The sequence below is a fragment of the Streptomyces sp. NPDC008163 genome (assembly GCF_042956885.1).
Taxonomy (GTDB): Bacteria; Actinomycetota; Actinomycetes; order Streptomycetales; family Streptomycetaceae; genus Streptomyces; species Streptomyces drozdowiczii_A.
In genome coordinates, this window is the sequence record NZ_JBIBHG010000004.1 from 146,118 (window position 1) to 160,026 (window position 13,909).

Sequence of the window (13,909 nt, forward strand, 5' to 3'; positions counted from 1 at the left end):
CCCGGACGGGTGGCAGGTATTCGAACATCATGCGCAATCCGCTGAAGTGCGTTCGACCAGAACGTCCATATCGGCGGCCTCCCCCACCCCTTTGGCGTTCTCTTGCCCCGAAACCGCCTGGCCGTGACGGGATTTCCGCCACGATGGCGCCCGAAACGCCCTACGTGACGCAAGGGACGGCGCATGAGACTGACCGACATATCGCTTGACTGGCTGCTTCCGGGCGCCGTGCTGCTCGTGGGGGTCATGGCGGCGGTGGCGGTGGTCGCGCGCGGAAGGCGCGCCTCTGACACAGCAGCCTCGGCCGACGACAGCTGGGAACGCAGCGAGGAGCGGCGCAGACGCAAGGAAGCGCTGTACGCCACCGCTTCGTACGTGCTGCTGTTCTGCTGTGCGGCGGTCGCCGCCGCACTCTCCTTCCACGGGCTCGTCGGCTTCGGCGAGCAGAACCTCGGCCTTTCCGACGGCTGGGAGTACCTGGTGCCCTTCGGCCTGGACGGGGCGGCGATGTTCTGCTCGGTCCTGGCCGTACGGGAGGCCAGCCACGGGGACGCGGCGCTCGGCTCGCGCCTCCTGGTGTGGACCTTCGCCGGTGCCGCCGCCTGGTTCAACTGGGTGCACGCGCCGCGCGGCATCAACCACGCGGGTGCTCCGCACTTCTTCGCGGGCATGTCGCTCTCGGCCGCCGTGCTGTTCGACCGCGCGCTGAAGCAGACCCGCCGGGCCGCGCTGCGCGAGCAGGGCCTCGTGCCCCGCCCGTTGCCGCAGATCCGGATCGTGCGCTGGCTGCGCGCGCCCCGGGAGACCTTCGGCGCCTGGTCGCTGATGCTCCTCGAAGGCGTACGCACACTGGACGAGGCGGTCGACGAGGTACGCGAGGACCGCAGGGAGAAAGAGCAGAACCGTCTCCGCAGAAGAGACCAGGAGAAGCTGGACCGGGCGCACATCAAGGCCCTGAACCGGCAGAACCGGGCCTGGGGACGGCTCGGACGGAGTGGCCCCCCGGTCGAGGTGGCCGCACTGTCCCCCGCGACGGGCTCCGCGCAGTCCGTCGCGGAGCCCGCCATATCGGAGCCGGGTCAGCTGCCCCTGCGACCCCGGCCATCCCTGCAAGCCGTGAACCACTCGAACTCGGCGAGCGTCCCTGAACTGGGCGCGAGCGAATCGGCCCCGGCCGATCCGCTCACCGACGACGACACCCAGGCCCTGCCCCGGCTCGATTCGCTGGAGCAGAAACTCAAGGACCTGGAGCAGCAGTTCGGCTGACGCGGGACAGCGGTTGCGGGCGAACGGCCCTGACAGTCCTTCCGGACTGTCAGGGCCGTTCGCCGTCCAGTTCGAACCAGACCACCTTGCCCAACGAGCGGGGGCTGATCCCCCAGGAGTCGGCCAGGCTCTCCACCAGGACGAGTCCCCGGCCGTGCGTATCGTCGGCGGCGGACGATACGTGCGGCTCGGGGTCCATGCCGGGGACGAAGTCCCTTACCTCCACGCGCAGGCGGCGCGGTGCGACGCTCACGGCGACGACCGCGCCGTCGTCCGTGTGCACCAGGGCGTTGGTCACCAGCTCACTGAGCAGCAGCTCGGCGACCTGCGCCGGCTCTTCCTTCCAGCGGTAGCGCAGTAACTCCCGGACCGCGCCCCGGACCTCACCCACGGCCGCCAGATCGGCCCGGTCCACCCTGCGATGCATCCGGGCCTCTTCATGACGCTCCATCGTTTCCCCCGCCCACACGGTCATTCGCCCCCTGTCTCGAAGGTGCTCACGCAATGCATGCCCCGCCTACCGGCTGTCACGCTTGCGGAGCCCTTCGGACCGGGCGGAATCGTGTGGGGCTCAGCCCCGCTTGTAGTAGTACTCGGCGCCGCTGACGTTGTGGCGTATGCCGCTGCCGCTGACGTCGAAGTAGGACGCGGCGAGTTCATTGACGCAGTAGGGGACGGCGGGGCCGGTGAGCTTGGCTGCGCCGACATTGAGGCGCTTGCCGCCGTTGGAGGTGGACGTCACCTTCCCCTCGTACATGCACTGGTTGTACATGTAGCCGCTCAGGCGCACCACGCCCGCCTTGGAGATGGTGATGGTGTCCGGCTGGCCCACGGGGTACATCTCGCCGTACTTCCAGGTGCCGGCGAACGACGCCGGGACCGTGCTGCCGCCTCCGCCCGAGCCGCCGGCGGAGCCGCCCGATGTGCTGGTCGAGCCGCCACCGCCGCCGGACGTGCTCGTGGAGGAGCCTCCCGTGCTGCTGCCGCCGGAGCTGCCGCCGCTCGTCGTGGTGGAGCCCCCGCCCCCGCCCCCGCCTCCGCCTCCGGTGGAGGACGAACCGCCACCGCCCGTGGAGGACGAACCGCCCCCGGTCGAGCCCGAGCCGCCGCCCGAACCGGCCGTGTTCCGGCCGTCCCTGCCCGGCTCCCCGTCCTCGCCGTCCTTCCCGTCCCTGCCGGTGTCCGCCTTCTTCTTGCCGGGCGACGGCTTCGGGCTCCTGCTGCCGGCCGGGGACGCGCTGCCGGCCACCGAGGGCTCCGGGGCGGCGGTCGGTCCGGTCGAAGTGGCGACCGGGGGTGCCGCGTGCGCGTCGCCGCCGTCGTGGCTGAACGGCTGGAGCATGACCAGCGTGCCGCCCCCGCCGCCGAGGACGACCACCAGCGGCACGGCGACCAGCCAGGGGCGGCGGCGCTTCGGCTTCTCCTTGTCGGGCGTCTTCGCACCCTCCACCGCCGCCGCCACCTCCGGCGCCGACCGGAGGTCCATCGTCGGACGGTCGCCCTCCTGCCGCAGCGGTTCCGCCTCGGCGTCGAGCAACTGCGCCGACTGCCGGGCCAGATGGCTCACGACGGCGGCGGGCAGCCAGGAGGCGGCGACCGGGCCCGCCTCGCGCCCCGGCTCGGCCAGCAGCTCGTCCACGGAGGGGCGCTCGTCGATCGGCTTGGCCAGGAGCCGGGTGATCAGCGCCTTCAGATCCGCGTTCCGGACCCGCCCGAGCTCGGGTTCGGCCTCCGCGATCCGGTACATGATCGCGTGCTGGTTGCTCGCCCCGTGCCCGAAGGGGAGCGTCCCGGTCGCCGCGTACGTCAGGACACAGCCGAGGGTGAAGACGTCGCTCTTCGGGACCGCGCTCTCCCCGCGCACCTGCTCCGGGGCCATGAAGCCGGGCGAGCCGATCATCATGCCGGTGCTGGTGAGCAGGGACTCGACGGTGGTCCCGACGGCGCGGGCGATCCCGAAGTCGATGACCTTCGGCCCCTCCATCGTGAGCATCACGTTGGACGGCTTGAGGTCGCGGTGGACGATGCCCGCCGCGTGGATGTCCTTCAGCGCGTGCAGCAGCCCGGCGGCGAGAGCCTGCACCGAGGCGGCGGGCAGAGCGCCATGGCCCCGCACGACCTGTTCCAGGGAGAGCCCGGGCACGTAACCCGTGGCCACCCAGGGGAATTCGGCGTCCGGGGCCGCGTCCAGGACGGGCGCGGTCCAGCGCTCGCCGACGCGCCGCGCCGCCTCGACCTCGCGCCGGAAGCGGGCCCTGAACTGCGGGTCCGCGACGTGCTCCGCGTGGACCACCTTGACCGCGACGGTACGGCCGCCGTCGGAGCGGGCGAGGTAGACCCGGCCCATGCCGCCCGCGCCGAGCCGGCCCAGCAGCAGATAGGGCCCGACGCGCGCCGGGTCCGTCGGTGTCAGCGGTTTGATGCCTCCGTCGAGGTAGTCCTCGTTGTCCGCGTGCTCGTCGTTGTTCACGCCCGTCTCCTGAAATCCCCGTGTACGGCCGCGACTTGGCGCGACAAACGTTCAGTGTGAAGCAGAGTGGGCACCGATTGGAACAACTTCTGGAAACAATTCCGGAATATTCTTCTACGCTGTCCCCCGGGGGCATCATGAGGAGCCAGAGATTCCGGAAGCGGGGGCCGCGTCGATGAGTCCGAAGCAACAGCGCGGGGAGGCCACGGCCGCCCAGGTGCTCGACTGCGCCCTGGAACTGTATGCGGCCCAGGGCGAGGCCGGTCTCACACTGAACGCGATCACCTCGGCCAGCGGCGTGAGCGCGGGCAGCATCTACCACCACTTCGGCAGCCTTCAGGGCGTGGTCCTCGCTCTCGCGCAGTCCTGGCTGGGCCGCCTCCTCGACGAGGTGGTCGAGGCGATGCGGCACGTCACGGACGCGCGCGGCGGGGTGCGGGCGCTGACGGAGGCGTACCTCCGCTTCATCCAAAAGCACCCGGACGCGGCCCGGCTGATGCACTCGGTGACCGCGGACCGCGAGGCCATCACCAACGCGCGGCAACTGCGGGGCGCCCAGGAGGCCCGGCTCGCCCCGCTCGCCGCCTGGCTCCACGCCCACCAGGAGTCGGGCGAGCTGGTCGCTCTGCCGCTGCCGGTCCTGGAGTCGCTGATCCTGGGGCCGGTGACGAGCATCGCGCGGCGCTGGCTCGCGGTGGGCGACATCGACATCGAGGAGGCCATCCGGACGGTGCCCCATCACATCTGGCGCTCCGTCAGCCCGTGAGCCGGTGGCGGACTTGCGTTCGAGCACCGCACGGCCGTGGCACTCCGACGCCCGCTGATACGGGATGTGTTCCCTCTCCACGGTTAACTCCAGAAGAATTCACCCGAGTTGGCGTTGACGAGGCACTGTCTACGCGCGTCATCATGGAGCATGCGAATCCCCCCACGGATCACCACGCTCGGCGGCGCTGCCGCCCTCCTGTCCGCTCTCCTCGTCGGCGGCCCGGTCACGGCGACCGCTTCGGCGACAGCCGCCTCGGTCGGCAGTGTCTGTTACTCGGACCTGCCGTCCCAGGCCCACGACACCCTGGACCTCATCGACTCCGGCGGCCCGTTCCCGTACGACCAGGACGGCACCGTCTTCCAGAACCGCGAGGGCGTGCTGCCCGCGCAGGACACCGGCTACTACCACGAGTACACCGTCATCACCCCGGGCTCCTCCACACGCGGCGCGCGGCGCATCGTCACGGGTGAGGAGAGCCAGGAGGACTACTACACCGCCGACCACTACGAGACGTTCGACCTGGTGGACCACGGCTGCTGACCCGTGCCCGTAGGGTCGTTCCCATGACCGTGACCTATGTGATCGAGGGTTCCCGCGTCACCGGCCTGGACAGCTTCTGGACCGTGGTCGGTGAGGCGGTGAACGGGCCGGGTGGCTACTTCGGCCGCAATCTCGACGCCTTCGCGGACTGTCTCAGCGGTGGCATGGGCGCGCCGGACGACGGCGACTTCGTCTTCGAGTGGCGCGATCACCTGTTGTCCGCGGAAGCGTTGGGGCATCCGGAGACGGCCCGCTATCTGGACCGGCTGGCCGCCCGCGCCCATGAGAGCAACCGGAGCCGCCTGCGCGAGGAGTACGCGCAGGCGGCTGCGGGGCGCGGTCCGACCCTGTTCGACCGGCTGGTGGAGATCATCCGGGACCGGGCGGGGCCGGACGCGCTGCGGCTGCTCTGAGGGCGTGCCCGGTCAGTAGCGCGTCGCGACGCTCACCTGCCCGAAGTCCTGCACGCCGTACAGGCTGATGTAGTGCGCCCCGGCGGCGGGGTGGTCGACGGTGAGGGTGTGCGCGTTGCCGCTGCCGGTGGCCCTGGCGGTGTACGAGCCGGTCGTCGCCCAGCCGTTGGTGCTGTAGTAGAGGTCGGCGTCGCCGGTGCCGCCGCCGGTGGTGATGGTCAGTCGCTCGGTGCCGGTGGGTATGTAGAGGTACAGGTAGGCGTAGTCGCCTCGGCCGGCGTGCTGTCCGGGGCGCGCGCAGTTCTGGCCGAGTTCGCGGGTGTCGGTGCCGGTGCACTGGGTGGTGGGCTCGGTCGGCGGGTTGGTGGTGGTGCCGCAGCTGCCCGCCGCGCAGGCCGTGAGCCAGGCGGCCCAGTCGGTGTCGTAACGGCTGCCGATGGTGGAGGTGAGCAGGGTGCGGGCGTCGTTCCAGTCACCGGCGCGGTAGAGGCCGAGGAGTCTGTCCACGTCGGCCCGGTGCGACTGGAGCATGTAACGGACGGCCAGGTAACCCCAGTTGTAGATGCGGGTCTGGTCGGCGTTCTCGTAGGTGGTGTCGAAGAGGGTGCGCAGGGTGTAGGTGTGCGCGGCGGCCTGGGTGAGGGCGTCGTCGTAGGTGACGTCGCGGTACGAGTAGGAGACGTACTCCGCGAAGCCCTCGATCCACCACACGGTCGGGGTGGTGACTCCGGCGTCGAAGTCGCCCGCCATGTCGAACCGGCCGTCGAGGTAGTGGGTGTACTCGTGGTTGAGGTTCCAGATCTGGAAGTCGGGCCGGACCCACTCGGCCTCGTAGGCGATGAACCTCGGCTGGTTGCCCGCCGCCGAGGGGTCGCCCTCCAGGTACATCCCTCCGTTGTTGGTGTCGATGCCGTAGATGGCGCCCGCGTAGGTCTGGTAGTCGGTGCTGGAGTCGAAGACGACGACCTCGATGGTGGTGTTGCGGTCGCCCGCTACGGGTCCGCCGTCCCTGGCGACCTGGTGGAAGTAGGCGTCCTGGCCGCGCAGGCTGGTGCACGCCTCGGTCAGGTCGCCCGGGGACATCTGCTGGGCGAGGATGCGGATGCTGTCGCTGCAGGTGTACGAGGTCGGCAGGACGGCGCTCCTGAGGCGGGCGGCCAGGTCGCAGGTGCCGTACGCGGAGCAGTGCGCGCTGTCGTAGGAGTCGGCCATCTCGGCCAGGCCGACCCAGAGCGGCGCGGTCCGCCCGGTCGGCGAGGAGCGGCCCAGGAGGTCGATGACCAGTGGCTTCGCCGTGGGCCCGAGCGTGTCCTCCTGGAGGAAGCGGGCCAGCTCGCGGCCCGCGTTGGAGGTCAGATAGGACTGGTCGGTGCCCAGCAGGTCCAGGTGGTCGCGGGCGAATCCGGCGAGCGCGTCGAGCAGGCTCGGGTCGGCCTCGACGGCGCTGACGAACGCGGGCAGCTGGTGGCCCCGGAAGGCCACGGTGAAGACGTTGTTGACGGCGTTGAGCATGTACCAGGAGCCGTTGTACGTGGAGTCGTAGCCGGCCAGCAGCCGCTTGACGACCGACAGGTAGCGGGCGTTCTGCTCGGCGCTGTCGATGAGGATGACGGCCTCGGCCAGGGTCTCGCCGTTGGCGTCGGTGACGTCGCGGGAGTGCGCCGAGGCGAAGAAGGCGTCCAGCCCGCCCTGGATGGCGGTGCGCAGGGCGGTGCCGTACGAGCCGACGGTACCGGGGTCGTAGTACTGCACGTAGTACCCGGCGCGCAGATACAGCACCAGTTGGGGCATGCCGGTGGAGCTGTCGCCGGGGTAGGCGGCCGAGCCGTCGCGCAGGGCGTTGGCCACGGTGACCATCTGGGTCTCGCGGAAGGCGAGGTAGCCGTCGTTGCCCTTGACGGAGAAGAGGGTGTTGACGCAGTCGGTGGTGGACGCCTTGATCTGCTGGACGAGGGCGCTGCCGGTGCGGCCGGTGAAGTCGCTCACGGAGCAGGCGGCGGCCCGGGCGAAGGACTGCGTCTTCATGGAGGGGGCGGGGTGGCTCGGCTCGCTGGCGCGCGGGTCGTCGTAGTCGCGCCGCAACGCGTCCTTGGAGGCGCTGAGCGGGGCCCGGTCGGCGGGGCTGACGGCCGTCTCGCCCAGGTGGGCCGGGTCCTGGGCGGGCGCGGTGGCGGCCTGCGCGACGGGGCCGCCGGGCTCGGGTGGCGTCTGTACGGCCGCCCGGTGAGCGGTGGCCGGGGCGGAGGGCCGGGGCTCGGCGGCCGGGGCCGGTGCGGCGAGCATGCCGATGCCCAGGCAGGCCGCCAGGGCCGAGGTGGTGAGCCCGGTGACTCTCTGTCGGACCGTTCGTTTCTTCACGTGCCGCCTCCCAGCGGTGTGAGGACCGCGCACCGACGCACGGCCGTGGGGGATGGCGCGCGGGTGAGGCCGGACGGAGACGGCGGGCGACCGGGACGGTCAGCAAAGTGACATGGACACGACCTCAAGCGCGACCGTCAGTACAATGGCACATGTCACATGTCTTTAGGAAGCGGCCGTGAGGACATTCGTGGGCGTCCCAACGCCCTTGCCTGCAAGGCGGCTTGAGGCGTTACGCCTGGTTCGCCGGTTCACCCCGGCGGCCGTCCGCCCACAGCGAGCGGACGTGCGACATGTGGCCGAGCATGCAGGACTCGGCGCCCTCGGCGTCCCCGGCGACCACCAGGTCGAGCAGCTCGATGTGCTCCTCGGCCGAGGCGGCCAGCTGCCCGGACTCGGAGAGCCGGTTCAGCCCGAAGAGCCGGGAGCGCCTGCGGAGTTCGCCGACCTCCTCGACCAGCCGCCGGTTGCCGGCCAGCGCCAGCAGGGCGAGGTGGAAGCGCCGGTCCGCCTCCAGGTAGCCCAGGATGTCGTGCCGCCGGGCGGCCTCGACGATCTCCTCGGCGACGGGCCGCAGCGCTTCCAGCTCGTGCGTCAGCCCCATGCGGGCGATCCGGCCGACCGTGGGGACCTCGATCATCGCGCGCAGCTCGGTGTAGTCGTCCAGGTCCTGGTCGGTCAGCTCGGTGATCCGGAAGCCCTTGTTGCGGACGGCCTCGACCTGGCCCTCGCGGACCAGGTCGAGCATCGCCTCACGTACGGGGGTGGCGGAGACGCCGAACTGGGCGGCCAGGGCGGGCGCCGAGTAGACCGTGCCGGGCCGCAGTTCGCCGGAGACGAGGGCCGCGCGCAGCGCGTGTGCCACCTGGTCGCGCAGGTGCTCCTGCGCCGAGATGGCGTTGAGCGACGTCAGGCGGGCCATGTCTGTTCCTCCAGCACCGTGCGGAGGGCCAGAATACAAGGTGACGTTGCACCCGAACCCGGCGCGGCTTCACAGCAGGAAGCCCTCCGGGAAGGGGTCGTCCGGGTCCAGGAAGTACTGCGCGGTCCCGGTGATCCAGGCCCTCCCCGTGACCGTCGGCACGACGGCGGGCACCGCGCCCACCGTGGTCTCGCCGACCAGCCGGCCGGTGAACCGGGTGCCGATGAAGGACTCGTTGACGAAGTCCCGGTCGAGCGGGAGTTCGCCCCGGGCGTGCAGCTGGGCCATGCGCGCGGAGGTGCCCGTGCCGCAGGGCGAGCGGTCGAACCAGCCGGGGTGGATGGCCATCGCATGGCGCGAGTGCGCCGCGTCGGAGCCGGGCGCGATCAGCTGGACGTGCTTGAGGCCGTGGATGTCCGGGTCCACCGGATGGACCGGCCGGTCCGTGGCGTTGACGGTCTCCATCAACGCCAGCCCTGCCGCGAGGAGTTCGCTCTTCCGCGCCCGGTCGAACGGCAGGCCCAGGTCCTCCAGCCGCACCATCGCGTAGAAGTTGCCGCCGTAGGCCAGGTCGTACGCCACCTCACCGAACCCGGGTACCTTCGCGCTGAGGCCGAGCCCGGCGCTGAAGGCCGGCACGTTGGTGAGGGTGACCGAGGAGGCGGCCCCGCCCTCCACGCGTACGTCCACGGTGACGAGGCCGGCGGGGGTGTCCAGCCGTACGGTGGTGACCGGTTCGGTGACCGTGACCATGCCGGTCTCCACCAGGACGGTCGCCACCCCGATCGTGCCGTGCCCGCACATCGGCAGGCAGCCGGAGACCTCCATGAAGAGCACCCCGAAATCGGCGTCGGGCCGGGTCGGCGGCTGGAGGACGGCGCCGCTCATCGCGGAGTGGCCGCGCGGCTCGTACATCAGCAGGGTGCGCACCGCGTCCCGGTGCGCCATGAAATACGCGCGGCGCTCGGCCATGCTGGCGCCGGGGAGCGTGCCGATCCCGCCGGTGATCACGCGGGTCGGCATGCCCTCGGTGTGCGAGTCGACGGCGTGGAAGACGTGGCGGCTGCGCATCGTCCCTCCCCCTCTCAGTCCAGGCCCTCGGCGAGGGCCTTCTCCGTCGCGGCCCGTACGGCGGCCAGCGCGTCGGCGTCCAGCGGCAGGCGGGGCGGCCGGGTGGGCCCGCCGTGCCGGCCGACGATGTCCATGGACGCCTTGATGGCCTGGACGAACTCCGGCCTGGAGTCCCACCGCAGCAGCGGATGCAGCCTCCGGTAGAGCGGCAGGGCCCGTCCCAGGTCCCCGGAGACGGCTGCCCGGTACAGCTCGGCACATCCGCGCGGCAGCATGTTGGGGCAGCCGGCGATCCAGCCCACGGCCCCGGCCAGGGCGAGTTCGAGCAGCACGTCGTCGGCCCCCACGAGCAGATCGAGGCCGGGCGCCTCCTCCGCGATCTCGTACGCCCTGCGGACATCGCCACTGAACTCCTTGACCGCGACGACCGATCCCTCCGTGTGGAGCTGCCCGAGCAGCCGGGGCGTCAGATCCACCTTGGTGTCGTACGGGTTGTTGTACGCGACGACGGGCAGCCCGGCCGCCGCGACCTCGGCGTAGTGCGCGCGCACGGCCGCGTCCTCGCACCGGTAGCCGTTGGGCGGCAGCAGCAGCACCGAGCCGGCCCCGGCCTCGGCGGCCTCCTCGGCGCGGCGCCGCGACTGCGTGCTGTCGTACGAGGAGACCCCCGGCATCACCCTGGCCCCGTCCCCGGCCGCCTCGACGGCTACCCTCACGATCTCCCGGCGCTCCCGGTCGCTCAGGGTCTGGTACTCCCCCAGCGATCCGTTGGGCACCACCCCGTCGCACCCCGCGTCGATGAGGTCGCGGACGTGCGCCGCGTACGCGTCGAAGTCGACGGACCGGTCCTCACGCAGGGTGAGCGGGGTGGCGACCATGACACCCCGCCAGGGGGCGTGGGTGCGGGTGGGCTCGGCGGTCATAGGGGCTCCTTCGGGGCGGGTGTACGGGTGGGTGGAGCGGTGGTGCGGGGGGGGGTCCGGGCGGGCGCGGGCGGCGCGTTCACCCCTCCTCCTCCTCCGCCTCGGCCGCGCGGGCGAGCGTGGAGAGCGGGACCGGGCAGGCGAGCGGGCGCCGGTCCGGGGTGGCGTCGGCGGACGCAGGGCCGGCCAGGGCGCGGACGGCGAAGCCGCAGGTGCGGCCCTGGCACCAGCCCATGCCGGCCCGGGTGAGCAGCTTGGCGGTGCGCGCGTCGCCCGCGCCCAGCTCGGCGACGGCCGTCCGGAGCGTGCCTGCGGTGACCTCCTCGCACCGGCAGACCTCGGTGTCCGGGGCGAGCCACGCGGTCCACCCCGGTCCGGGCCGGTGCACGGCCCCCATCAGCCCGGCGAACCCGCGCATCCGGCGCCGACGACGGCGCAGCGCGCCCGCGCGGGCCGGGACGCGGCCGCCCCGCGTCTCGGCGATCACCGAGAGGGCGGCGAGCTCCCCTTCTGCCAGGGCCAGTCGCACGCCGCCGATGCCTCCGGTCTCACCGGCGGCCCAGACTCCGGGCACGGTCGTACGCAACTGCGCGTCGACCTCCAGGACCGCCGAGCCGTCCGTGTCCGCGCGGGTGGCGCAGCCCAGGCCGAGGGCGAGGTCGAGTTGCGGGACGAGGCCGTGGCCGACGGCGAGCGCGTCGCAGTCGATGCGCCGCCCGCTCCCCGGCACGGGACGCCAGTCGCGGTCGAGGCGGCTGACCGTGACCGCTTCCACCCGCTCGGCGCCGTGGACGGCGGTGACGGCCCGGTGCGTGAGCATCCGCACCCCGTGCCGGGCGAGGCCCGCCCGGTGGCGGGCGCCCTCCGCGAGCCGGTCGGGGTTCGCGGCCAGGGTCAGGGGTGCGCGGGCGTACGCGCCGTAGCCGGCGGCCTCCACCAGGGCGGGCACCCGGGCCCCGGCCCCGGCCAGGGAGAGCGCGACGGCCTGGAGCAGCGGACCGCTCCCGGCGACGACGACCCGCCTGCCGGGCAGCACGAGCCCCGACTTGAGCATGGCCTGCGCCCCGGCCGCGCCGACCACGCCGGGCAGGGTCCAGCCGGGGAAGGGCAGTTGGCGCTCGACGGCGCCGGTCGCGAGGACGAGGCGGCGGGCGCGCGGGGCGGCCCCCTCACCGCCGTCGGGGCCGGTGACCGCGTGCAGGGTCCAGTCCTCGCCGGTCCGCGTCACCGCCCAGACCTGGTGGCCGGTGAGGTGACGCACCCGCCCGGTGGTGCGGTGCCGGTCGAGGCGAGCGGTGAGCGCGGTGAAGGTGCCCCAGCCGTGGTGCGGGGCCTCCGGACGTGTGGCGCCGAGGCCGGGGGCGGGGGCGGGGGCGGGGGCGCGGTAGTACTGGCCGCCGGGGGCCTCGGCCGCGTCGAGCAGCAGCACGTCGAGCCCGGCGTCGGCGGCGGTGACGGCGGCGGCGAGCCCGGCCGGTCCCGCGCCGACCACGGCGAGCTCGGCGCGGTCAGGGGCGGGGCGCGGCATGTCCGTTGCCCTCCTGGGTGGTGACGGCGTCGCCGGGGCGGGCGGGCAGCAGGCAGGCCCGCAGGTTGGGGTGCCCGTTGACGGTGGCCAGGCACTCGAAGCAGGAGCCGATCCCGCAGAAGGCGCCCCTCGGGCGACCGTTGACCCGGGTGGTCCGCCAGCTGAGGACGGAGGCGGACCACAGTGCGGCCGCGATGCTCTGTCCGGGCAGGGCGGGGACCGGACGCCCGTCGAAGGTGATCTCGAATCCGGGCCCGGGCTCGGCACCGGCCGGGGTGCGGTCGGGGTCGCGTCGGCGTGCGCGTCTCACCGGGGCTCCTGTCTCGTGGAGGGGGCGGTACGGGGAGGGGCGGGGCGGGGCCGGGGAAGGGGCAGGGGCTCAGGGGGTGGCGGCCCGTGGGGAGCGGGCGGCGGCTCACCCGCCCCCGGTGTCCGCCTCGAAGCGGTCCGGCCGGAACGGCTCCGCGTCCAGGGGCGGTTGCTCGCCCCTGATCGCCGCCGTGACCAGGGCCGCCGTCGCCGGGGCGAGACCGATGCCCGCGCCCTCGTGGCCGCAGGCGTGGAAGAGCCCGGGGACCCGGCGGTCGGGGCCGATGGCCGGGAGGTGGTCGGGCAGGTACGGGCGGAAGCCGTGGTAGGCGCGGATCACCCGGGCGGTCGCGAGGACCGGGAACAGCGCGGCCGCCGCCTCGGCCAGCCTGCTGATCACCGGCACGGACAGGGTGCGGTCGAAGCCGACCCGTTCGCGGCTGGCGCCGATGAGGACGGGCCCCGCGGGGGTGCCCTCCACGACCGGTGACGTCTGGAGGGCGGCCGACGCGCTGGACACGTCGGCCACGTACTCGGCGGCGTACACCTTGTGCCGGATCAGCCGGGGCAGCGCCTCGGTCACCAGGACGAACCCGCGCCGGGGCAGGACGGGCAGCTCCACCCCGGCGAGCGCGGCGAACTCCCCGCCCCGGACACCCGTCGCGTTGACCACGGCCGGGGCGAGCAGCTCACCGGCCCCGGTCCGGACGCCGCGCACCGCGCCCGTGGGGCCGGTGAGCAGGGCGGTGACCCGGGTGCCGGTGTGCAGGGCCGCCCCGGCGTCGCGGGCGGCGCGGATCAGGTGGGCGGCGGCCAGGGCGGGCTGGACCTGGGCGTCCTCCGGGTAGAGGACGCCGCCCGCGAGCCCGGGAGCCAGGTGCGGTTCCAGCTCGGACAGTTCGTGCGGGGCGACGGTGGTGGTGCGTACCCCTGCCTCGGACTGTCCGGCGGCGGTCGCGGTCAGGGTCGCGAGGGACCGCTCGTCCGCCGCGACGACGAGGCCGCCCTTCCGCTCGTACTCGATCGCGGAGGGCAGCGCCTCGGACAGCTCGCTCCAGAGGGCGGCGGAGAGCCGGGCGAGGGCGAGTTCGGGTCCGGGCGGCTTGTCGGAGACCAGGAGGTTCCCCTCCCCCGCCCCGGTGGTGCCGCCGCCGACCGGTCCGCCGTCCACCACCGCGACCGAGAGACCGGACCGGGTGGCGTAGTACGCGCAGGCGGCGCCGACGACACCGGCTCCGACGACGACAACATCCAGAGGCTGTCTCGTGAACACGCCAGTAATATGTCACATGGCTCTGAGGGTGCCAAGAGCGCGCCCCGCGCGCGCTCCTGACGTGACG

General features: G+C 73.1%; 13 protein-coding genes. 4 read left to right on the top strand and 9 right to left on the bottom strand.

The genetic code is table 11. The annotated features are described in order from the left end of the window. The first annotated feature begins 183 nt into the window (after positions 1 to 183). Complete coding sequence (locus ACFZAT_RS11125) at positions 184 to 1,266, top strand: DUF2637 domain-containing protein (RefSeq protein WP_391263023.1); 1,083 nt, start codon at positions 184 to 186, stop codon at positions 1,264 to 1,266. A gap of 49 nt (positions 1,267 to 1,315) precedes the next feature. Here the strand turns inward: ACFZAT_RS11125 and ACFZAT_RS11130 are convergent, their stop codons facing one another. Further along, entirely contained in the window at positions 1,316 to 1,681 is a 366-nt protein-coding gene (locus ACFZAT_RS11130) for an ATP-binding protein (protein ID WP_391263562.1), read from the bottom strand. A gap of 156 nt (positions 1,682 to 1,837) precedes the next feature. Beyond that, a complete protein-coding gene (locus ACFZAT_RS11135; RefSeq protein WP_391263025.1) occupies positions 1,838 to 3,736 on the bottom strand; it encodes a protein kinase in 1,899 nt (632 codons plus the stop codon). Between the two features lie 175 nt (positions 3,737 to 3,911). Between ACFZAT_RS11135 and ACFZAT_RS11140 the strand changes: the two genes are divergently transcribed. The 3 genes from ACFZAT_RS11140 (at position 3,912) to ACFZAT_RS11150 (ending at position 5,458) form a co-directional block, all read left to right on the top strand. Beyond that, positions 3,912 to 4,502, top strand: a complete 591-nt coding sequence (locus ACFZAT_RS11140; RefSeq protein ID WP_391263027.1) for a TetR family transcriptional regulator — start codon at positions 3,912 to 3,914, stop codon at positions 4,500 to 4,502. Positions 4,503 to 4,652: 150 nt separating this feature from the next. Beyond that, positions 4,653 to 5,045, top strand: coding sequence for a ribonuclease domain-containing protein (locus ACFZAT_RS11145; RefSeq protein ID WP_391263029.1), 393 nt, complete (start codon positions 4,653 to 4,655; stop codon positions 5,043 to 5,045). Between the two features lie 23 nt (positions 5,046 to 5,068). Continuing rightward, positions 5,069 to 5,458: a barstar family protein gene (locus ACFZAT_RS11150; protein ID WP_391263031.1), complete on the top strand. Its 390-nt coding sequence runs from the start codon at positions 5,069 to 5,071 to the stop codon at positions 5,456 to 5,458. A gap of 12 nt (positions 5,459 to 5,470) precedes the next feature. Here ACFZAT_RS11150 and ACFZAT_RS11155 read toward each other — a convergent pair whose 3' ends face one another. The 7 genes from ACFZAT_RS11155 to ACFZAT_RS11185 all read right to left on the bottom strand — a co-directional run bounded on the left by ACFZAT_RS11155 (position 5,471) and on the right by ACFZAT_RS11185 (position 13,842). Then, entirely contained in the window at positions 5,471 to 7,816 is a 2,346-nt protein-coding gene (locus ACFZAT_RS11155) for a collagenase (protein WP_391263033.1), read from the bottom strand. A 232-nt stretch (positions 7,817 to 8,048) separates the two neighbouring features. Next, complete coding sequence (locus ACFZAT_RS11160; RefSeq protein ID WP_391263034.1) at positions 8,049 to 8,738, bottom strand: FCD domain-containing protein; 690 nt, start codon at positions 8,736 to 8,738, stop codon at positions 8,049 to 8,051. A 69-nt stretch (positions 8,739 to 8,807) separates the two neighbouring features. After that, the gene (locus ACFZAT_RS11165; protein ID WP_391263036.1) at positions 8,808 to 9,809 is read right to left on the bottom strand and encodes a proline racemase family protein; all 1,002 of its coding nucleotides are present in this window, start codon (positions 9,807 to 9,809) and stop codon (positions 8,808 to 8,810) included. A 14-nt stretch (positions 9,810 to 9,823) separates the two neighbouring features. Continuing rightward, positions 9,824 to 10,732 (bottom strand): dihydrodipicolinate synthase family protein, encoded by a 909-nt coding sequence (locus ACFZAT_RS11170; protein ID WP_391263038.1) that lies wholly within the window; start codon positions 10,730 to 10,732, stop codon positions 9,824 to 9,826. Positions 10,733 to 10,811: 79 nt separating this feature from the next. Next, on the bottom strand, positions 10,812 to 12,260 hold the full coding sequence (locus ACFZAT_RS11175; RefSeq protein WP_391263040.1) for an FAD-dependent oxidoreductase: 1,449 nt from the start codon (positions 12,258 to 12,260) through the stop codon (positions 10,812 to 10,814). Continuing rightward, on the bottom strand, positions 12,241 to 12,570 hold the full coding sequence (locus tag ACFZAT_RS11180; protein WP_391263041.1) for a 2Fe-2S iron-sulfur cluster-binding protein: 330 nt from the start codon (positions 12,568 to 12,570) through the stop codon (positions 12,241 to 12,243). Before ACFZAT_RS11180 ends, ACFZAT_RS11175 begins: the two co-directional genes overlap by 20 nt. A 105-nt stretch (positions 12,571 to 12,675) precedes the next feature. Continuing rightward, positions 12,676 to 13,842 (bottom strand): FAD-dependent oxidoreductase, encoded by a 1,167-nt coding sequence (locus tag ACFZAT_RS11185; RefSeq protein WP_391263043.1) that lies wholly within the window; start codon positions 13,840 to 13,842, stop codon positions 12,676 to 12,678. Positions 13,843 to 13,909: the final 67 nt, after the last annotated feature.